At 60.3% G+C, this 19,799-nt stretch carries 15 protein-coding genes; 10 read left to right on the top strand and 5 right to left on the bottom strand.

Going from position 1 to position 19,799, the window contains the following annotated elements; translation table 11 throughout:
- Positions 1-45 precede the first annotated feature (45 nt).
- From gcvH to QEP12_RS13725, 3 genes are all read right to left on the bottom strand, one after another.
- Entirely contained in the window at positions 46-420 is a 375-nt protein-coding gene (gcvH, locus tag QEP12_RS13715) for a glycine cleavage system protein GcvH (RefSeq protein WP_174863605.1), read from the bottom strand.
- Positions 421-549: 129 nt separating this feature from the next.
- Positions 550-1,689: a glycine cleavage system aminomethyltransferase GcvT gene (gcvT, locus tag QEP12_RS13720; protein ID WP_219164470.1), complete on the bottom strand. Its 1,140-nt coding sequence runs from the start codon at positions 1,687-1,689 to the stop codon at positions 550-552.
- Between the two features lie 271 nt (positions 1,690-1,960).
- On the bottom strand, positions 1,961-2,287 hold the full coding sequence (locus tag QEP12_RS13725; RefSeq protein ID WP_257469250.1) for a hypothetical protein: 327 nt from the start codon (positions 2,285-2,287) through the stop codon (positions 1,961-1,963).
- 195 nt (positions 2,288-2,482) lie between these two features.
- Between QEP12_RS13725 and QEP12_RS13730 the strand changes: the two genes are divergently transcribed.
- From QEP12_RS13730 to pntB, 10 genes are all read left to right on the top strand, one after another.
- Positions 2,483-3,268: an SDR family oxidoreductase gene (locus QEP12_RS13730; protein WP_219164471.1), complete on the top strand. Its 786-nt coding sequence runs from the start codon at positions 2,483-2,485 to the stop codon at positions 3,266-3,268.
- Between the two features lie 118 nt (positions 3,269-3,386).
- A complete protein-coding gene (locus QEP12_RS13735) occupies positions 3,387-3,827 on the top strand; it encodes a PaaI family thioesterase (protein ID WP_174863603.1) in 441 nt (146 codons plus the stop codon).
- Positions 3,828-3,929: 102 nt separating this feature from the next.
- Positions 3,930-4,946, top strand: a complete 1,017-nt coding sequence (locus QEP12_RS13740) for an NADP-dependent oxidoreductase (protein ID WP_174863602.1) — start codon at positions 3,930-3,932, stop codon at positions 4,944-4,946.
- A 69-nt stretch (positions 4,947-5,015) separates the two neighbouring features.
- On the top strand, positions 5,016-5,936 hold the full coding sequence (locus QEP12_RS13745; protein ID WP_174863601.1) for an SDR family oxidoreductase: 921 nt from the start codon (positions 5,016-5,018) through the stop codon (positions 5,934-5,936).
- Positions 5,937-6,232: 296 nt separating this feature from the next.
- Positions 6,233-7,513 (top strand): efflux RND transporter periplasmic adaptor subunit, encoded by a 1,281-nt coding sequence (locus QEP12_RS13750; RefSeq protein WP_284214599.1) that lies wholly within the window; start codon positions 6,233-6,235, stop codon positions 7,511-7,513.
- An 18-nt stretch (positions 7,514-7,531) separates the two neighbouring features.
- Positions 7,532-10,699, top strand: coding sequence for an efflux RND transporter permease subunit (locus QEP12_RS13755; protein ID WP_284214600.1), 3,168 nt, complete (start codon positions 7,532-7,534; stop codon positions 10,697-10,699).
- On the top strand, positions 10,696-12,168 hold the full coding sequence (locus QEP12_RS13760) for an efflux transporter outer membrane subunit (protein WP_284214601.1): 1,473 nt from the start codon (positions 10,696-10,698) through the stop codon (positions 12,166-12,168). The genes QEP12_RS13755 and QEP12_RS13760 overlap by 4 nt, the downstream gene beginning before the upstream one ends.
- 324 nt (positions 12,169-12,492) lie before the next feature.
- Positions 12,493-12,948: an Lrp/AsnC family transcriptional regulator gene (locus QEP12_RS13765; protein WP_219164478.1), complete on the top strand. Its 456-nt coding sequence runs from the start codon at positions 12,493-12,495 to the stop codon at positions 12,946-12,948.
- Positions 12,949-13,493: 545 nt separating this feature from the next.
- Positions 13,494-15,101, top strand: a complete 1,608-nt coding sequence (locus tag QEP12_RS13770; RefSeq protein WP_284214602.1) for a Re/Si-specific NAD(P)(+) transhydrogenase subunit alpha — start codon at positions 13,494-13,496, stop codon at positions 15,099-15,101.
- A gap of 23 nt (positions 15,102-15,124) precedes the next feature.
- The gene (gene pntB, locus QEP12_RS13775; protein WP_284214603.1) at positions 15,125-16,540 is read left to right on the top strand and encodes a Re/Si-specific NAD(P)(+) transhydrogenase subunit beta; all 1,416 of its coding nucleotides are present in this window, start codon (positions 15,125-15,127) and stop codon (positions 16,538-16,540) included.
- Between the two features lie 455 nt (positions 16,541-16,995).
- Here pntB and QEP12_RS13780 read toward each other — a convergent pair whose 3' ends face one another.
- Positions 16,996-18,408: an amino acid permease gene (locus QEP12_RS13780; protein WP_343034191.1), complete on the bottom strand. Its 1,413-nt coding sequence runs from the start codon at positions 18,406-18,408 to the stop codon at positions 16,996-16,998.
- A gap of 253 nt (positions 18,409-18,661) precedes the next feature.
- The gene (locus tag QEP12_RS13785) at positions 18,662-19,789 is read right to left on the bottom strand and encodes an ABC transporter permease (protein ID WP_174863268.1); all 1,128 of its coding nucleotides are present in this window, start codon (positions 19,787-19,789) and stop codon (positions 18,662-18,664) included.
- Positions 19,790-19,799: the final 10 nt, after the last annotated feature.

The following is a 19,799-nucleotide window of genomic DNA, read 5'->3' on the forward strand; positions in this document are numbered from 1 at the left end:
TGATAGAAAAAACGCACCAGCCAGAAGGCGTGGTGCGTGGTGCGCTTAGTGGCTGGCGGTGAAGTCGCCGTAGGCGGTTTCGTCCATCAGACCATCGAGTTGGCTGGGGTCTGCCAGCTTCACTTTGAAGAACCAGCCGGTATGCAGCGGGTCGGTATTGGCCAGTGAAGGGTCTGCGCGCAGGGCTTCGTTGACTTCCACAATCTCGCCTGTGACAGGCATATACACATCGGCTGCCGCCTTGACCGACTCCACCACGCCGGTGACATCGCCTTGCTGAAAGCTGGTGCCCACGGCAGGCAGATCGACAAACACAACATCGCCCAGGGCGTCTTGGGCGTGTACGGTGATACCCACCACGGCTGCTTCAGGATTGGCAGCGTTGATCCATTCGTGTTCTTTGGAAAACTTGATGCTCATGGGGTTGAACTCCGGTACTCAATATATCTGGCTAATCGGTGCGCACGCGCTGCAAACCGCTGCGTGCGCCGTGGTTGACACTGTAGCGGTTTGCCGCTGGCCAGCGCATAAAAAAGGTGTGAATCTCGCCTAGCTTTTGCGGTAGCGGGTGCCTATAAAAGGAAGGGGTACGACCTCCATGGGCACTGGCTTGCCGCGCACCATCGCATCAATGCGTGTGCAGTGGGCTGTGTATTGGGGCGGTACGTAGCCCATGGCAATCGGGCGATCCAAGCTGGGCGCCAAGGATCCGCTGGTGACCACCCCCAAGGCATCCCCGCCGGGAATGTGCAGCACGGTGCCGTCGCGCACAGGCACGGGCTCCAAAGCCTGCAAGCCTACGCGCACGCTGTCGACGGGGGTGCGGCCTTCAATTTGCGCCAAAACGATATCAGCCCCCGTAAAGCCACCAGCGCGCTGGCCGCTGCTGCGGCGCACTTTGGGAATGCTCCAGTTCAAGCCTGCTTGTGACGGGGTGGTGGTGCTGTCCATGTCGGTGCCGTACAGGCACAGGCCTGCTTCCAGACGCAAGGTGTTGCGCGCCCCCAGGCCGGCGGGCAACACATCGGGCTGCTTGAGCACCCAGCGCGCAAACGCTTCAATGTGGGTGGCGGGCAAAGAGATTTCAAAGCCATCTTCACCGGTGTAGCCGCTGCGGGTGATGTAACCCCGTGCATCTTTGAAATCAAACGGCGTGCCCTGCATGAAGTTGAGCAAACTGGTCGCGGGCACCGGGCGTTGCAGCACGGCACCGGCCAATGGGCCTTGCAGGGCCACCAGCGCCATATCGGGCAAGGCGGTGACGGTGCATTCACTGCCGATGCGCGCCTGTATCCATGCCAGGTCTTCGTGTTTGCGGCTGGCGTTGACGATCAGCAGGTAGTCTTCGCCCCGGTTGATGACCATCAAGTCATCCAAGATGCCGCCGTTTTCTGCCAGCAACAGGGCATAGCGCTGGCGGTGCAGGCCCAGATCCAGCACATCAATCGGCAGGATTTGCTCCAGCGCTGCGGCGGCCGAGGGGCCGCTGACGCTGATGTGCCCCATGTGCGAGACATCAAACAAGCTGGCTTTCTCGCGGGTATGGCGGTGTTCCGCCACCAGGCCTTGCGGGTATTGCACCGGCATGCGGTAGCCGGCAAAACGCACCATGCGCGCGCCCAGCTCTTCGTGCAAGGCGTTCAGGGGCGTGGGGATGGCGTCGGGTTCGGCCAGTGGCACACTGCTCATAAGCTCGTCCTCTTACTCTGTGGTTCGAACGATTCTAGGGGCGGAATGTGGCTGCTTGCGCACGCTGGTGGCTTGTGGTGTGAAAGCCGCGAGCCTGTGACCTGGGGCTGCAGCGCTGTGGTGCGCCACTGGGCTGTGGAATGCAAAGAAAAAAGAGCAGCCAGCGCTGGCGTTTTCTACACTTCAGGATGAAAAACATCAGAAGTGCTTGAAAAGCAAGCGCTGGTTGCTCTTTTAAGAGGAGTGTTTGCTCAACTCTTCTTTGGCGCACTCAGTGGCGGCGCACCTCAAAGTAGCAGCCTTCTTCCCCGCCCAGGCCTTGCATGCCCGCTTCTGCGGCGGCGCGGGCGGCCTTCATCCAGCGCTGGTAGATGGATTTGGCTTCTTCGGTGATCTCTTCCGGCGGCGCATCTTCGAGTTGCTCGATGGTGCGCAAGGCGTTGGCCACCTCGGGCTCGCCGCCCAATTGGCGGGCCAGGGTGCGGGCATAGCGCGCTTCGGCACGTTGGCGCTCGGTGTCGGGCAGGCCGGGATAGTCGCACAGGGCGACGGTAAAGCAGGGCTGGTCTTGGGTGAATTCGGTTGTAAACATAAGCATGTATAAAACAACAGTGACTGTATGAATGTACAGCTTTTTTGGGGCGCTGTGCAATATTTTTCTTGGTGCATTCACTAGGGCTTGGCTTCGCCATGGCGACAGCGGGGTGCCCGTGCTTGCTCGCACAATGAATTGAAGCACCGTATCGAGCGGGGCCATCTCTTCCAACCTATGCCAACCAAGGAGCGCTTTTTCATGACACGCACCGTGCAACAACTGTTTGATCTCACCGGCAAAACTGCATTGGTGACGGGGGGCTCGCGCGGGCTGGGGCTGCAAATGGCCCAGGCGCTGGGCGAGGCAGGTGCACGGGTGGTGCTGACATCGCGCAAGGCCGCAGATTTGGAGCAGGCGGCGGCCACGCTGCAGGCGCAGGGCATTGATGCGCAATGGATTGCAGCGGACTGCGCCGATGAAGCAGACATTCAGCGTTTGGTGTCGCAGACCATGCAGCGTGTGGGTGCCATCGATATCTTGGTGAACAACGCAGGCGCTAGCTGGGGCGCGCCTGCAGAGTCGCACCCCACGGCAGCGTGGGACAAGGTGATGAACCTGAACATCCGAGGTTACTTCTTGCTCAGCCAGGCCGTGGCCAAGGCGGGCATGCTGGAGCGTGGTGGCCGCATCATCAATCTGGCCTCGATTGCCGGGTTGGGCGGCAACCCTGTGGAGATGAAGACCATCGCCTACAACACCTCCAAGGGCGCTGTGCTGAACTTCACGCGCGCGCTGGCTGGTGAATGGGGGCCGCACAACATCAATGTGAATGCAATTTGCCCGGGGTTCTTTCGCACCAAGATGGCCGAGGTGCTGATCGACACCATGGGCGAGGACAACATGACCCGCCGCGCGCCGCTGCGCCGACTGGGCGATGACGAAGGCCTGAAGGGGCTGACCGTGCTGCTGGCCAGCGATGCGGGCAAGCACATCACGGGCCAGTGGGTGGCGGTGGACGGTGGTGTCAGCGCCATTTTGGGCTGATGCCAGCGTGCTTGAGATTGTCGCTCTTGCTCGTATGTGACAGCTTTTTGTGCGGGCGCAGGGGATGGCGCCGCTATGCTTGCGGCCATTTCCCCATGAACCATTTCGGAGACAACACATGCTGAGCTTTGGCGAACACCCCATCCCCTTTGTCGAACACCTGGGCTTTACGCTGCACAAGTTTGAAAACGGCGAGTCTGAGCTGCGCTACACCGCCAAGCCCGAGCATCTGAACACTTTCGAAGTCACGCACGGCGGCGCCAGCATGACGCTGCTGGATGTGACCATGGCCGTGGCTGCCCGTTCGCTGGAGAGCGATGACTTTGGCTGTGTCACCATTGAGATGAAGACCAGCTTTATGCAGGCTGCACGTGGCCCTTTGGTCGCGAAAGGTTTTGTGCTGCACCGCACCAAGAGCATGGCGTACTGCGAGGGCAAGGTCTATGACAGCGCGGGCAAGTTGTGCACGCACGCCACAGGCACCTTCAAGTACATGCCGCGCACCATCAAGCCCGGCCAACAACCCGGTGGCACACAAACCGTGATTGCCACGGACTAAGCGCGCAAGCCAGTGGTGGTGCTGGCTTGGGATTTTTAAGTCAAATTAACCGCTAGCGCTTATCTATCAAGCGCTGGTAGCTATAAAAAGGAGATAAATCACATGCCCAACAATCCCCAAATTCTGCTGGATAACCGCCCCGTGGGCGAAGCCGTGGCCAGTAATTTCAAGTTGGTCGAGGCGCCTACGCCAGCGCTGCAAGACGGGCAGGTGCTGGTGCGGCACCACTACCTGAGCTTGGATCCGTACATGCGCGGGCGCATGAACGACAGCAAGAGCTATGCGGCCAGCCAGCCGCTGGGCGAAGTCATGCTGGGCGGCACGGTGGGCGTGGTGGAGGAAAGCCGTCACCCCAAATTCCAGCCGGGCGATCAGGTGGTGGGCATGGGGGGCTGGCAACACTACAGCGTGGTGGATGGCAATGCGCCCGGCATGCTGCGCAAGGTAGACACCACGCACGTGCCGCTGTCGTACTACCTGGGCGCCGTGGGCATGCCCGGTGTGACCGCCTGGTATGGCCTGGTAAAAATCATCAACCCCAAGGCAGGTGAAACCGTGGTTGTTAGCGCGGCGACCGGTGCGGTGGGCAGCGCTTTTGCCGCGCTGGCCAAGGCGCGGGGTTGCCGGGTGGTGGGCATTGCCGGGGGCCCCGAGAAATGTGCCTATGCCACCAATGAACTGGGCTTTGACGCGTGCATTGACTACAAGGTGCACAGCGATCTGAAGTCCATGAGCAAGGCCTTGAAAGAGGCGTGCCCCGACGGCATTGACGGCTATTTTGAAAATGTGGGCGGCTATTTGCTGGATGCTTTGCTGCTGCGCGCCAACGCCTTCGCGCGCGTGGCTGTGTGCGGCATGATCGCGGGCTATGACGGCCAGCCACTGCCCCTGCAAAACCCGGCGCTCATCCTCATCAACCGCATGAAGGTCGAAGGCTTCATCGTCAGTGAGCACATGGAAGTATGGCCCGAGGCACTGGCCGAACTGGGTGGCTTGGTGGCCCAAGGCAAGCTGCGCCCCCGTGAGTCCATCGCCCAAGGGCTGGCCAGCGCGCCCGAGGCTTTCTTGGGACTGCTCAAAGGCAAGAACTTTGGCAAGCAACTGGTCAAGCTGATCTAAACCTCGGCGCAAGGCAGCCATGGGCTGCCTTTTTCTGGATGGCAGGGAACAACGACAGAGGAGACGAGCATGTTGAATGGTCTTTCAGGAAAAACCGCCGTATTGACAGGCGCTGGCTCAGGCTTTGGGCTGGAATGCATGCGCATTGCGGCCAAGGCGGGCATGCAGTTGGTACTGGTGGATGTGCAGGCAGATGCACTGGCCCAATCCGCAGAGCATGCGCGCAGCCTGGGTGCCAAGCAGGTGATGGCGCGCCAGGTGGATGTCGGCAATGCAGAGGCGATGGATGCGCTGGCCCAAGAAGTGTTGGCCACTGTGGGGGCCCCCCACTTTGTGTTTAACAACGCGGGCGTGGGTGGCTCGGGCGGGCTGCTGTGGGAACAGTCGGTCAAAGACTGGGAGTGGGTGCTGAACGTGAACCTGTGGGGTGTGATTCACGGCGTGCGCGTGTTTACACCGATGATGCTCCAAGCTGCGGCGCAAGACCCGAGCTGGCAAGGCCACATCGTCAACACTGCCAGCATGGCGGGGCTGCTGACGCCTCCCAATATGGGGGTGTACAACGTGAGCAAACATGCCGTGGTCAGCCTGACCGAGACGCTGTACCAAGACCTGCGGCTGGTGACTGAGCAGCTGCATTGCAGCGTGCTGTGCCCGTATTTTGTGCCCACAGGCATTGCCACCAGCGAGCGCAACCGCCCCGATGCAGTGGATACCGCTGCGCTGACCACCAGCCAGAAAGTGGCGCGTGCGATGACGCAAAAAGCCGTGAACTCCGGCAAAGTGTCGGCACAGGACATTGCCAGCAAGGTGTTCGCCGCGATGGCGGACAACCAGTTCTACATTTTTAGTCACCCCCATGCCTTGGGCAATGTACGCACCCGCATGGAAGACATCTTGCAACTGCAAAACCCCACCGATGCGTTTGCCGACCGGCCAGAGCTGGGAGCGCAACTGCGCGAAGCGCTGCGCCAAACTTCGCTGGCCTAGAGCGCGCTTGCAAGCGCTGTGGGATGGCCCCGCTTGGCGGGGCTTTTTTTGTGGCGCAAGCTGTAGTTTGCTGACAGGTGGGGAACTTGTCGCTGCCAAGCGGCTCGCTCAGAGTTACAAATCAATGCTTGGCCAATCGGCGTGCAAACGCTGTTTTGTGCTTTGAAAAACAGCGCTGTAGCTGCTTGGCGGCAGTGCGCTTTGTGCGAAATTTACCCATTTTTGGCCCTGCGCTTTACACAAGCGCAACATTCGAGCCTGAGAATGGCAACGTTTTCGAAATTTAGATTGCCCCCATGACCCTCTCTTTTGCTGCCCCACGCGCCGACGATTGCTTGCCCGATACCACTTCTACCGCGCAGCATTTACAACGCAAAGGCAGCCGGGCCGCCATGACACTGCTGGCGCTGGTGTTGAGCGGCTGTGGCAAGCCCTCGAATGCGCCAGTCACGCAGCCAGAGCCAGCCAAAGTGGGGGTGGTGGTGTTGCAAAAGCAAAGCCAGACACTGGACAGCTTGTTGCCGGGTCTGACGGCTGCTTTTTTGCGTGCTGAGGTGCGCCCCCAGGTCAGCGGTATCGTGCAAAAGCGGCTTTTTACCGAAGGTGGCATGGTCAAGCAAGGTCAACCGCTGTACCAACTGGATGCTGCCAGCTTGCGTGCCGCTGAAGCCAGTGCCGCAGCGGCTTTGGCCAAAGCCCAGGCCAGCCAAAAAACCTGGGAGGCTACCGCGCGCCGCAACGCCGAGCTGGTGAAGATTGCCGCCATCAGCCAGCAAGCTTTTGAAGAAAGCCAGGCGGCGGCGCAGCAGGCGCAGGCCGATGTGGCGGTGGCCAAGGCAAGCCTAGAGAACGCACGCATCAACCTGAAGTACAGCCGTATTGAGGCGCCCATCAGTGGCCGCATCAGCCTTTCTGCGGTCACCCCTGGTGCTTTGGTGACGGCCAACCAGACGGCGCCGCTGACCGATATCGTGCAACTGGACCCCATGTATGTGGATTTCACCCAGTCTTCCGCCGAGTTGCTGCAACTGCGCAACGACTGGGCGGCTGGGCGCTATCAAAAAATTGAAGGTCAGCAGATGCCCGTTCGCCTGCAACTGGAAGATGGCAGCGCCTATCCGCATGAAGGCAAGCTGCAGTTTGCGGGGCTGATTGTGAACAGCACGATGGGCACAGTGACTTTGCGTGCGGTGGTACCCAACCCCGATGGGGTGCTGATGCCAGGCATGTTTGTGCAGGCCAAATTGCCCACGGGCTTGGCGCCCGAGGCGATTTTGGTGCCCCAGCGCTCGGTCTCACGCGATTTGACAGGCCGCGCCAGTGTGCTGGTGGTCAATGCCGACGACACCGTGGAAAAGCGCACCGTAGAGCTGGGCCGTGCCATCGGCAACCACTGGTTGCTAGACAAGGGCTTGGAAGCGGGTGAACGTGTGGTGATTGACGGATTTCAGCGCATCAAACCCGGTGACAAAGTGACGGCGGTGGAGACACCCGCCAATGCCAAGTCGCAGGCCCAGCCCGTAGACCCTCAAGCAGCGGCGGCGCGACTGCGTGCGGCTGTGGCAAACGGTAAGTAAGCGGGAAGCGATCGCACCATGGCGCAGTTTTTTATCAATCGACCCATTTTTGCGTGGGTCATCTCCATCGTCATCATGCTGGCGGGGGCCTTGTCCATTTTTACCCTGCCGCTGGAGCAATACCCCGACATTGCACCGCCGCGCGTGACCATTGGCGCCCAGTACACGGGCGCTTCCGCCGAAACGGTGGAAAACTCCGTTACCCAGATCATTGAGCAGCAGCTCAAGGGCATCGACAACATGCTCTACATGAGCTCGACGTCCGATGCCTCGGGGCGCTCGCGCACCACCTTGACATTTGCACCCGGCACCGACATCGACGTGGCCCAGGTGCAGGTACAAAACAAGCTGCAGGCAGCGATGAACCGCCTGCCCGATGCAGTCAAAAGCCGCGGTGTGTTTGTGACCAAGGGCGGCCAAGACTTTTTGGTGACGTACAGCTTTTACTCCACCGACCCGTCCATGACGCAGGTGGACATTGGCGACTACCTGAACTCCAACTTGGTGGACGTGCTGGGCCGTCTGGACGGGGTAGGCGACATCAACGTGTTTGGTACCTTCTATGCCATGCGCATCTGGATGGATCCGGCGCTGATGCAAAAGTACGCGCTCATGCCGTCTGACCTGATCTCCGCGCTGAACGCCCAAAACGCCCAAGTTTCCGCAGGGCAGCTGGGTGCGTTACCTGCGGTGAGCAACCAGCAGCTCAATGCCACCATCACGGCCCGCACCAAGCTGCAGACGGTGGAAGAGTTTGAAAACATTGTGCTCAAGACATCGCCCGATGGCTCGGTAGTCACCATCAAAGATGTGGCGTGGGTAGAGCTGGGTGCAGACAACCTCACCGTCAAGGCCAAGCTCAACGGCATGCTGGGGGCGGGCATGGGCATTGTCCTGGCCGATGGGGCCAATGCGATGGAAGTGTCCGACGCCGTGGCGGCCAAGCTGGCGGAGATGAAAGAGTTTTTCCCCAACGAGATTGACTATTTTGTCAGCTCGGACTCCACGCCGTTCGTGCGCGCGTCGATCCAGGAAGTGGTCAAGGCTTTGGCCGAAGCGATGGTGCTGGTGGTGATCGTGATGTTCATCTTCTTGCAGAACTTTCGTGCCACTTTGATTCCGGCCATTGCCGTGCCCGTGGTGCTGCTTGGCACGTTTGGGGTCTTGTCGGTGGCCGGTTACTCCATCAACACACTGACCATGTTTGCCATGGTGCTGGCGATTGGCTTGCTGGTGGACGATGCGATTGTGGTGGTCGAGAACGTCGAGCGCGTGATGCACGAGACGGGGCTGTCCGCCAAGGAGGCGACGCGCCAGTCCATGGGGGAAATTACCTCAGCGCTGGTGGGCATTGGGGTCACGCTGTCTGCCGTGTTTGTGCCCATGGCCTTCTTTGGCGGCTCTACCGGGGTGATTTACCGCCAGTTCTCCATCACCATTGTGGCGGCCATGGCGTTCTCTGTGTTTGTGGCGCTCACGCTCACGCCCGCGCTGTGCGCCACCATTTTGAAAGCGCCCTCCAACCACGGCCAAGAAAAGCATATGCGCCGTGGCTTGCTGGGGCTGAACGACCGCTTTTTCCGCTGGTTCAACCACCACTTTGATGCCACAGCGCTGCGTTACCAAAGCACGGTGGCGTGGACGCTGGGCCGTGCCAAACGCATGATGCTGATCTTCTTGGTGATTTTGGCGGGCGTGTGGTGGCTGATGAGCAAGCTGCCCACCTCCTTCCTGCCAGATGAAGACCAAGGCTTTGTCTACGTGAACGTGAACTTGCCCGCAGGTGCCTCGGATGCGCGTTTGCAGGCGGTGCTCGATGAGGTGAGGGAGTATTTCCTCAAGCAGCCCGATGTGGTCAGTTTCAACCAGGTCTCGGGCTTGAGTGGCGACCAAAGCTCTGCACGTGGTTTTGTGCGCTTGAAGACGTGGGCAGAACGCCCGCTGCCCAGCCAGTCAGCAGGCACTTTTGCGCACCGTGCCACGCAGGAGTTGGCCTATATCCGCGACGCCCGCATCTTTGTGATGCAGCCGCCTGCCGTGCGTGGCTTGGGCTCCAACGCAGGCTTTAACTTCATGCTCAAGGACTTGAACGGTTTGGGGCACGACGCTTTGCTGGCGGCCAAAGACCAGTTTCTGGCCCAGGCGCGCAAGCACCCTGAACTGACGGGGTTGCGCGCCACCAATTTGGACGATGCTACTGAGCTGCGTCTGGACATTGATGACCGCAAGGCGGCTGCGCTGAACCTGTCGTACAGCGACATCAACAGCGTGCTCTCCAGCGCCATGGGCGGCACCTATGTCAACGACTTTTTGAACAACGGCCGCGTCAAGCGCGTCTACATCCAGGGCGACGCGCCGCACCGCATGCTGCCGCAAGATATTGCCAAATGGTCGGTGCGCAACAAAAACGGTGAGATGGTGCCTTTCAGCGCCTTCTCTACCACGCACTGGGCTTACGGCTCGCCGCAGCTGCTGCGCTACAACGGCTCGCCCGCCTATGAAATTGTGGGCAATGCAGCGCCGGGCGTAAGCTCGGGTGTGGCCATGAAGGTGGTGGAGGAGATTCTCAAAACCATGCCCAATGGCATTGGCTATGAGTGGACGGGGGCTTCGCTGCAAGAGCGCCAGTCTGGCGCACAAGCGCCGCTGCTGTATGCCATCTCTATTTTGTTTGTGTTCCTGTGCTTGGCCGCGCTGTATGAAAGCTGGACGGTGCCACTGTCGGTCATGCTGGCGGTGCCGCTGGGGGTGGTCGGTGCGCTGCTGGCAACCTATACGCGAGGCTTGACCAACGACGTGTATTTCCAGGTGGGCTTGCTCACCACGGTGGGTCTGGCGTCGAAGAACGCTATCTTGATTGTGGAGTTTGCAGTGCAGTTGCAAGAGCAGGGAAAGAGCCTGTTCAACGCCACAGTGGAAGCCGTGCGCATGCGCTTGCGCCCCATCTTGATGACGTCGCTGGCGTTTGGTTTTGGCGTGATTCCGCTGGCCCTGGGCACGGGCGCGGGCGCCGGGGGGCGCAACGCGATTGGTACCGCAGTGCTGGGTGGCACGGTGGCCTCAACCGTGCTGGGTTTGTTCATGGTGCCCGTGTTCTTCTTGCTGGTGCGCTCTTGGTTCAAGAGCCGCAGCCGCACAGATGACACCCCTCACACGCCCACCACGACACAGGAAACCCGCGCATGAAACAGCAGACTTTGACGATGCGGCCCGTGGTGGCTGCCGCCGTGGCCGCAGCCTTGCTGACGGCCTGCAATTTGGCGCCGACATACCAGCAACCTGCGGGCATGGTGCCAGACACCGTGGTGGCCCAGGCGGGCGTGCCCGTGCAAGCCAGCGAGGCGGCATTGAGCTACGCGCAAGCGCAGGCATGGATCCAAAGCCCGCAGCTGCGCGAGGTGGTGGCGCTGGCGCTGAGCCACAACCGCGACCTGCGTGTGGCGCTGGACAACATGGAAAAAGCACGGGCGCAGTACGGCATTACGCGTGCCGATTTGCTGCCCAGCATTACGGCGCAAGGGCAGGGCACACGCAGCCGCACCAGCGCAGAGCTAAACCCTGCGGGCCAATCCTCTGTCAACGAGCAATACACCGCGCAGCTGGGCTTTACCAGCTATGAAATCGACTTTTGGGGCCGGCTACGCAATTTGAGCGAAGCAGGCTTGCAGGCGTTCTTGCAGTCCGAGGGCAACCAGCGCAATGTGCAGATTGGCCTGGTGGCTGATGTCAGCAACGCCTGGCTGACCTTGGCGGCCGACATGGCCCGCTTGCAGCTGGCCCAAGACACCTTGGCGAGCCGCGAAAAAGCGTATGCGCTGACCAAGCGCATGTTTGAGATTGGCTCCACCTCGGGGCTGGTGTTGGCGCAAAACCTGTCCACGGTCGAAACCGCGCGCGTGGATGTGGCGGCCTACACCTCGCAAGTGGCGCGTGACCGCAACGCGCTGCACTTGCTGGTGGGTGGTGCGGTGCCTGCCGAGTTGCTCCCCAGCGTGCAGACGCTGGCCGTGAACGATGCCAACAACTTGGCGCTGTTGCCCGTGCCGCAAGCCTTGCCTTCCAGCGTATTGCTGCAACGCCCCGATGTGCAGGCAGCAGAACACAATCTGCGGGCCATGAATGCCAATATTGGCGCGGCGCGTGCGGCGCTGTTCCCCAGCATCACGCTGACCGGCAGTGTGGGTTCAGGCAGCCGGGAGCTGGACGCACTGTTTGGCGGTGGCACCAGCACCTGGAGCTTTATGCCGCAAATCAGGCTGCCAATTTTTGAGGGCGGGCGTTTGCGGGCCGGCGTGCAGGTGGCCGAGGCCAACCAGCGCATTGCCCTGTCGCAGTACGAAAAAGCCGTGCAAACCGCTTTCAAGGAAGTGGCAGATGCGCTGGCAGACCGTGCCCAGTGGGGCGAGCGCCTGGGCGCCCAAACCGGCATGGTACTGGCCACGCAAAAAGCGTTTGATTTGTCGGAGGCACGTTTTCAGGCGGGGGTCGACAACTACCTCACGGTGCTGGATGCGCAGCGCAGCCTGTACGCGGCGCAGCAAACCCTCATCAGCCTGCGCCTGTCGGAGCAAATCAACCGCGTCACGCTGTGGAAGGCGCTGGGTGGGCAAGAGGCGCTGGCCCTGGTGTCGGGTGCACAAGAAATTGCAAAATAGATAGCTGCTAGCGCTTATGAGGTAAGCGTTAGCGCCTTGTTTTTATGTAAACAAGGTGCTGCTGCCGCCAACAAAAAGGCCGATCTGCGAGGGGTATTGCAGATCGGCCTTTTTGCGTAGTGCATAGCGCGTGGGTCACATAGCAGCGGGCAAACGGTAAATTGCCGTGGCGATGAAATGGCGTTGAACATCGCCGGTAGGCGTTGCTTCCATGCCTTGAAGTGTGCGTGTTGCAGTGCAAAAAATGTTGCTGTCATGCTATGAAATTAGGATAAATACAGAAAAAACACATGTGTATTTAATATTTACAGCAAAATTTGCTGCATGGATAAAATTGACAGAAAAATCATTGCGCAATTGCAGTGCAATGCACGAGCCAGCCTGCAAGAAATAGGGCAGGCCGTGGGCCTGAGCCCATCGCCGTGCTGGACGCGCATCAAACGCATGGAAGACGAAGGCGTGATTGAGGGTTACACCGTGCGCCTGAACCCCCAAGCCCTGGGTTTGAACGATACGGTGCTGTTGATGGTTACGCTCAACAGCCACAGCGACAACACGCTGGAAAAATTTGGTGAGCAGCTGGCCACCATTCCCGAGGTCGTGGAGGCGCATTTGGTGTCTGGCACTTACGACTATCTGCTGCGCGTCATGGTCAAAGACACGCGGGACTACGAGCGCTTGCTGCGTGAAAAACTCTACAAAATCAAAGGCATTCAGCACAGTCAATCGATGTTTGTGCTGCGCACCCTCAAGCGTGCCGAGATGCCTTTGGGGGTGTAGTGCTTCGGTAAAAAGAGCAGGTAGCGTTGGCTAATGCTTGCTTTTCGATGTAAATCAATCCGTACCTATTGCATATCAAGCGCCTCAAGCTCCTCTTTTTGAAGAGGCTGGCAACGAGCGGCATTCCACAGCACCGCATGCAGCGTGCTTAAATCCGAGTGCGTTATGTGTGATTTGCATGAGCTAATGCCGAAGAGTAGGGGCATGCCGATCTGCGTTGGCTCATGCAGCGCTGCGCTAGAAAAGCGCTTGACGCACTCTGCATGCACCTTAAAAGTGCAGCACGAATGCAGCGTGCGCGGCAGCCTTTTTGTGCACCGCTGTGGTGCGCATACAGCAAGCGAATGGATTCTTGCCGTTACCATTTAGCGAACGCTTCCCAGCGGTTGCCCTATCTGTGGCAACCTGTCTGTGAACCTGTCTCTATCCATGCCGCTGTATTCCACAAGTACCCAGCGGCGCTCACGCGGTGGCGCACGCGCAATACGGGCGCAGTTGAACATCGCGGCAACGCATACCAAACTTGTCTTCAGGAGATTTCTTATATGCAAGATCCTCTCGCACACCCGCCCCAGTGCATTGGCGTGCCAAAGGAAACTTTTCCTCTGGAAAAGCGCGTGGCCACGGTGCCCGATGTGGTGGAAAAGCTGATCAAACTGGGCTTTACCGTGGCGGTGGAGTCTGGCGCCGGTGATGCGGCCAACTTCAGCGACGACGCTTACCGTGCGGCGGGCGCGCAGATTGTCGACAACGCTGCGGCCCTGTGGGCTGCGGCAGACATTGTCTTCAAGGTGCGCCCACCCAGCAGCGAAGAAGTGGCGCTGATGCGCGAAGGCACCACGCTGGTGGACTTCATCTGGCCTGCACAAAACCCTGAATTGATGCAGCAGCTGGTCGCCAAGCAAGCCACCGTACTGGCGATTGACTGCCTGCCGCGCACGCTCAGCCGTGCGCAGAAGATGGATGCACTGACCTCCACCGCCGGTGTCTCAGGCTACCGTGCAGTGATTGAGGCGGCCAACGCCTTTGGCCGCTACTTCAACGGCCAGATCACGGCGGCAGGCAAGGTGCCACCGGCCAAGGTGTTTATTGCGGGCGCTGGCGTGGCCGGTTTGGCCGCGATTGGCACGGCGGCCAACTTGGGCGCCATCGTGCGTGCCAACGACACCCGTGCCGAGGTGGCCGACCAGGTCAAGTCGCTGGGCGGCGAATTTGTGAAGGTGGACTACGAGGAAGACGGCGCGGGCGGCGGCGGTTACGCCAAGGTCATGAGCGAGGGCTTTCAGGCCGCGCAGCGCGCCATGTATGCCGAGCAGGCCAAGGATGCCGACATCATCATCACCACGGCGCTGATTCCCGGCAAGCCCGCGCCCAAGCTGATTACGGCGGAGATGGTGCAAAGCATGAAGCCCGGCAGCGTGATTGTGGACATGGCCGCCGAGCAAGGCGGCAACTGCGAGCTGACGGTGCGCGATGCAGCCGTGGTGCGCCATGGCGTGACCATCATTGGTTACACCGATCTGGCTTCGCGCCTGGCCAAGCAGTCGTCTACGCTGTATGCCACCAACTTGCTGCGCCTGACGGAAGAGCTGTGCAAGGCCAAGGATGGTGTGGCCGTGGTCAATATGGACGACGATGCCATCCGCGGCCTCACCGTGATCAAGCACGGCGAAGTGACCTGGCCTGCGCCGCCCCTCAAAGCGGCCCCTGCACCGGCTCCCAAGCCTGCGGCGGCGCCCGTGGAGCAGAAAAAGGGCGGGCATGGGCATGGTGCTTCTGGCCCCTTGCCTGCCAAGACACTGGCCATCATTTTTGCGATTGCGGCGGTGGCTTTCTGGTTCATCGGTGCGTACGCGCCTGCGGCCTTCCTGGGTCACTTCACCGTGTTTGTGCTGGCCTGCTTTATTGGCTACATGGTGGTCTGGAACGTGACGCCCGCGCTGCACACGCCGCTGATGAGTGTGACCAACGCAATCTCCAGCATCATCGCCATCGGCGCGCTGGTGCAAATTGCCTCGCCCGCTGCGGGCAGCGAAGGGCGGCCTGACAGCCTGATCACGTGGCTGGCGTTTGCCGCGCTGGTGCTCACGGCCATCAATATGTTTGGTGGCTTTGCGGTGACACGCCGCATGCTTGCCATGTTCCGCAAGTAAGAACGACAAGAGGAAACATTTCAATGTCCCAAAGCCTTGCAACGGTGGCCTATCTGGGCGCCGCTATTTTGTTTATCTTGAGTCTGGGGGGGCTGTCCAACCCGGAAACTTCGCGCCGCGGCAATCTGTTTGGCATGCTGGGTATGACACTGGCCATTGTGGCTACCGTGTTTGGCCCCAGCGTGACTGCCAACGGTATTGCGTGGATTGTGGGGGCCCTGGTCATCGGTGGCGGTATTGGCTTGTACGCCGCCAAGGTGGTGAAGATGACCCAGATGCCCGAGCTGGTGGCGCTGATGCACAGCCTGGTGGGCCTGGCGGCCTGCTTGGTGGGTTTTGCCAGCTATGTGGACACGTCCATCCAGCTGGCAGGTGCAGAAAAGGCCATCCACGAAGTGGAAATCTACGTGGGCATCTTGATTGGTGCGGTCACGTTCTCGGGTTCGCTGATTGCCTTTGGCAAGCTCAACGGCAAGATCGGCGGCAAGCCGCTGCTGCTGCCCGCGCGCCACTGGCTGAACTTGGTGGCGCTGCTGGTGGTGGTCTGGTTTGGCCGCGAGTTTCTGCGTGCTGAAACCGTGGCCGATGGCATGCTCCCCTTGGTCGTCATGACGGTGATTGCGCTGCTGTTTGGCGTGCACATGGTGATGGCGATTGGCGGTGCGGACATGCCCGTGGTGGTGTCCATGCTCAACAGCTACTCGGGCTGGGCCGCTGCGGCCACGGGCTTCATGCTGGGCAACGACTTGCTGATCGTGACCGGCGCGCTGGTAGGCTCTTCGGGCGCCATCCTCAGCTACATCATGTGCCAGGCCATGAACCGCAACTTCATCAGCGTGATTGCCGGTGGCTTTGGCTCCGGTGCACCCGCCAAAAAGAGCGGTGATGCGGCAGCTGCCGAGCCCCAGGGCGAGGTGACGCCTGTCAGCGCCAGCGAAACGGCCGAGATGCTGCGCGATGCCAAGCGCGTCATCATCGTGCCTGGCTACGGCATGGCCGTGGCCCAGGCTCAGCACACCGTCAACGAAATCACCAAAACCTTGCGTGACAAGGGCGTGGAAGTGCGCTTTGCCATTCACCCCGTGGCAGGTCGTATGCCTGGGCACATGAACGTGCTGCTGGCCGAGGCCAAGGTGCCGTACGACATCGTCATGGAGATGGATGAGATCAACGAAGACTTCCCCGAGACCGATGTGGCCATCGTCATTGGCGCCAACGACATCGTGAACCCTGCTGCCCAAGATGACCCAGACAGCCCCATCGCTGGCATGCCGGTGCTGGAAGTGTGGAAGGCCAAAACCTCCATCGTGATGAAGCGCTCCATGGCCTCGGGCTATGCGGGTGTCGACAATCCGCTGTTCTACAAGGACAACAACCGCATGCTGTTCGGTGATGCCAAGAAGATGCTCGATGAGGTGCTGGCTGCATTGAAGGCCTAAGCAATCACGCGCTGAGCCCTGCCTGCCCTGGCAGGGCTCAGCAGCTGATGCGAAACCAAGCCCGTGGTGAATGCCACGGGCTTTTTTGTTTTGGGGCGCAGAGGCAAGTCATTGCGCGATCACTTGCATGGGCTGCTGCCAGTCCATCGGCATCGAAAGAGGATGGGTTTGGCAGAACCTGGAAAGAAAAGGCGCCGCTTGCCAGAAAAAACCTGATGTGACGCAATCGCACACTGCCATGTGCTGCGATTAATGAAGAGCGGCTTGCGCTGATGCAGCAATGGTTTGCACATATAAAGCATGTGAAAACAAGCAATAACAGGCGCTGGCAGCTTAGTTTTTCATAGCGTGGTTGCGCATGGCTGCGCACCACAAAGCTGAACAGCACAAAGGCCCGCCACAAACAACAAGGCCATCTGCTGGCAGATGGCCTTGGGGGATGGTCACGCGGGCGCTTAATGGCTGCCGCTGATGTCCATCTCTTCCAGCTTCACCAAGCGGCTGCCTTTGCTGAATTTGTAACCCAGCCAGATCAGCAAGAACAGGGGAATGCCAATGTAGGTGGCAACCACGCCGGTCCAGTCAATGGTGTCGGCCAGGAAGGCTTCGTAGTTTTGGCCCAAGGTAATGACCAGGCACAGCACAAATGCAAAGATGGGGCCCACCGGGAAAGCCGCAGCGCGGTAAGGCAGCTGGTGCGTATCAAAGCCTTGCACCACACCGGCGCGGCGGAAGCGGTAGTGGCTGACCGCAATGCCCAGCCAGGCAATAAAGCCGCACATGCCCGACAGGTTCAGCAGCCAGATGTAGACCGACTCTGGGCTGAACACATTGGTGAAAAAGCACAGGGCGGCAATCACGGTGGTGGCAATCAACGCCATGATGGGCACACCGCGGCTGTTGACGTAGGCAAACACCTTGGGCGCCATGCCTTGCTTGGCCAGCGCATACAGCATGCGGGTGGAGGCATACATGCCCGAGTTACCGGCCGACAGCACCGACGTGAGTACCACCGCGTTCATCACGGCAGCGGCGCCCAGTAGGCCCGCGCGCTCAAACACCAGGGTGAAGGGGCTGACGCTGATGTCGCCCAGATCGTTGCGCAGCAGCTTGGGGTCGGTATAGGGCACCAGCAGGCCAATGATCAAAATGGCAAACACATAGAACAGCAAAATGCGCCAAAACACCTTACGCACCGCACGGGGCACGTTTTTGGCCGGGTCTTCCGACTCGCCCGCGGCAATGCCGATCAGCTCGGTGCCCTGGAACGAGAAGCCCACAATCATAGCCACACCGATCAGCGCGGCAAAGCCACCGGCAAACGGTGCATCCCCCGCGGTGAAGTTGGCGACATTGCCCCAGATGCCATCGGGCGCGCCGCCGGTCATGATGCCAAACACCATCAGCAGGCCAATGCCAATAAAGACCAGCACGGTGACCACCTTGATGGCGGCAAACCAGAACTCCGACTCGCCGAACCCCTTGGAGGACAGCGAGTTCAGGCCAAACATCAGGGCCAGAAACAGCGCGCTCCACAGCAAACCATTGACGTCGGGAAACCAGTAAGCCATCACCAACTGGGCGGCCACCAAATCCACGGCAATGGTCACGGCCCAGTTGTACCAATAGTTCCAGCCCAGCGCGAAGCCAAAACCCTCGTCCACATACTTGGCGCCGTAGGTGGCAAACGAGCCCGAGACGGGCAGGTGCGAGGCCATCTCGCCCAAGCTGGTCATCAGGAAGTAAACCATCAGGCCAATAACGCAGTACGCCAGCAGTGCGCCGCCGGGGCCCGCTTGCGAGATGGTGGCGCCAGAGGCCACAAACAGGCCGGTGCCGATGGAGCCGCCAATGGCGATCATCGACATGTGTCGGGCCTTGAGGCCGCGGCGCAAAGAGGACACGGGGGAGTCAGCAGACATAAACGCGGGTTGCAAAACAAAGAAAGCATCCGACCGGCGCGCAAGCCGTGGGGGATGGGTAAACAAAACGGCCGCATTGCTGCGGCCGCTCAATTCCGTACGGGCCCGAATTTTGGGTGATGCCACTCATCTTGTGCAGCGATGGCATTAATGACCCTACAGCCAGTTAAGGCGCGCTAAATGGGTCGGCAGGCAGCCCTCAGGCCATGGAGCTGATGGTTTTGCGAAAGCGCGACAGCGCCAGTGCAAACAGCACGCAGCCAATGGCAAACAGCGCCAAAAACTGCGGCCACACCACATCCAGCCCAGCGCCACGGTACAAAATGCCTTGGGCCAGACTCACGAAATGGGTGGTGGGGGCGGCCAGCATGACGTCTTGCACCAGCTGCGGCATGGACTCGCGCGGCGTGGTGCCCCCCGACAGCAGCTGCAGCGGCAGCAGCGTCAGCACCATCAGCAGGCCAAACTGCGGCATGGAGCGCGCCACGGTGGCCATGAAGATGCCCATGGCCGTGGTGGCAAACAGGCACAGCGCCGCACCGGCCATGAACAGCGCAATGCTGCCCTCGATCGGCACTTGCAAAAAGCCGCGCACCACCAGGTTCAGCGACACACCGGCCGCCACCAGCACCACGGCGCCCATGGACCATACTTTGGCCAGCATGATTTCGGTGGGTGTGACGGGCATGACCAGCAAGTGCTCAATCGTGCCGTGCTCACGCTCGCGGATCAGGGCCGCACCCGTGAGGATGATGGAGAGCATGGTCACGTTGTTGATGATTTGCATCACCCCGCCAAACCACATTTTGTTGAGCGAGGGGTTAAACCGCGCGCGCACTTCCAGCGCCACGGGGGTGCTGGCCGCCGCGCGGTGGCGTTGCACAAATTCATTGACCTCGGCCATCACGATCTGCTGGATATAGCCGTTGCCAGAGAAGGCCTGGCTCATGCGCGTGGCATCCACATTCAATTGCAGCTCAACTTTTTTGCCCGCCAGCACATCGCGCTGAAAGCCGGGGGGAATGGTCAGCGCAAAGGTGAACTTGCCCGCGTCCATGCCCGGGTCCACCGCTTGCACGCCTGAGAGCTGCAAGGGCATGAAATGGGGCGGGTAAAAGGCCGAGGTGATGCGCGCCGACAGCGGTGACTGGTCTTCGTCCACGATGGCAATCGGGGCGTGGTGCAGCGTCTCGGGCATGGCCGATGCGGCGGTGTACACCGACAGGGTGAAGGTGTAGACAATCAGCACCAGCATGACGGGGTCGCGCCACAGGCTCCACAGCTCTTTGACGCCCAGACGCCAGATATTTTTCAAGCTATGCCGCATGGCAAAGCCT

Origin of the sequence: Comamonas jiangduensis (assembly GCF_030162955.1) — a bacterium.
Classification (GTDB): Bacteria; Pseudomonadota; Gammaproteobacteria; order Burkholderiales; family Burkholderiaceae_C; genus Comamonas; species Comamonas jiangduensis.

Excerpts from the sequence above, each read along its gene's own strand:
- gcvH (WP_174863605.1), bottom strand. The coding sequence starts at position 420 with ATGAGCATCAAGTTTTCCAAAGAACACGAATGGATCAACGCTGCCAAT.
- gcvT (WP_219164470.1), bottom strand. The coding sequence starts at position 1,689 with ATGAGCAGTGTGCCACTGGCCGAACCCGACGCCATCCCCACGCCCCTG.
- QEP12_RS13725 (WP_257469250.1), bottom strand. The coding sequence starts at position 2,287 with ATGCTTATGTTTACAACCGAATTCACCCAAGACCAGCCCTGCTTTACC.
- QEP12_RS13730 (WP_219164471.1), top strand. The coding sequence starts at position 2,483 with ATGACACGCACCGTGCAACAACTGTTTGATCTCACCGGCAAAACTGCA.
- QEP12_RS13735 (WP_174863603.1), top strand. The coding sequence starts at position 3,387 with ATGCTGAGCTTTGGCGAACACCCCATCCCCTTTGTCGAACACCTGGGC.
- QEP12_RS13740 (WP_174863602.1), top strand. The coding sequence starts at position 3,930 with ATGCCCAACAATCCCCAAATTCTGCTGGATAACCGCCCCGTGGGCGAA.
- QEP12_RS13745 (WP_174863601.1), top strand. The coding sequence starts at position 5,016 with ATGTTGAATGGTCTTTCAGGAAAAACCGCCGTATTGACAGGCGCTGGC.
- QEP12_RS13750 (WP_284214599.1), top strand. The coding sequence starts at position 6,233 with ATGACCCTCTCTTTTGCTGCCCCACGCGCCGACGATTGCTTGCCCGAT.
- QEP12_RS13755 (WP_284214600.1), top strand. The coding sequence starts at position 7,532 with ATGGCGCAGTTTTTTATCAATCGACCCATTTTTGCGTGGGTCATCTCC.
- QEP12_RS13760 (WP_284214601.1), top strand. The coding sequence starts at position 10,696 with ATGAAACAGCAGACTTTGACGATGCGGCCCGTGGTGGCTGCCGCCGTG.
- QEP12_RS13765 (WP_219164478.1), top strand. The coding sequence starts at position 12,493 with ATGGATAAAATTGACAGAAAAATCATTGCGCAATTGCAGTGCAATGCA.
- QEP12_RS13770 (WP_284214602.1), top strand. The coding sequence starts at position 13,494 with ATGCAAGATCCTCTCGCACACCCGCCCCAGTGCATTGGCGTGCCAAAG.
- pntB (WP_284214603.1), top strand. The coding sequence starts at position 15,125 with ATGTCCCAAAGCCTTGCAACGGTGGCCTATCTGGGCGCCGCTATTTTG.
- QEP12_RS13780 (WP_343034191.1), bottom strand. The coding sequence starts at position 18,408 with ATGTCGATGATCGCCATTGGCGGCTCCATCGGCACCGGCCTGTTTGTG.
- QEP12_RS13785 (WP_174863268.1), bottom strand. The coding sequence starts at position 19,789 with ATGCGGCATAGCTTGAAAAATATCTGGCGTCTGGGCGTCAAAGAGCTG.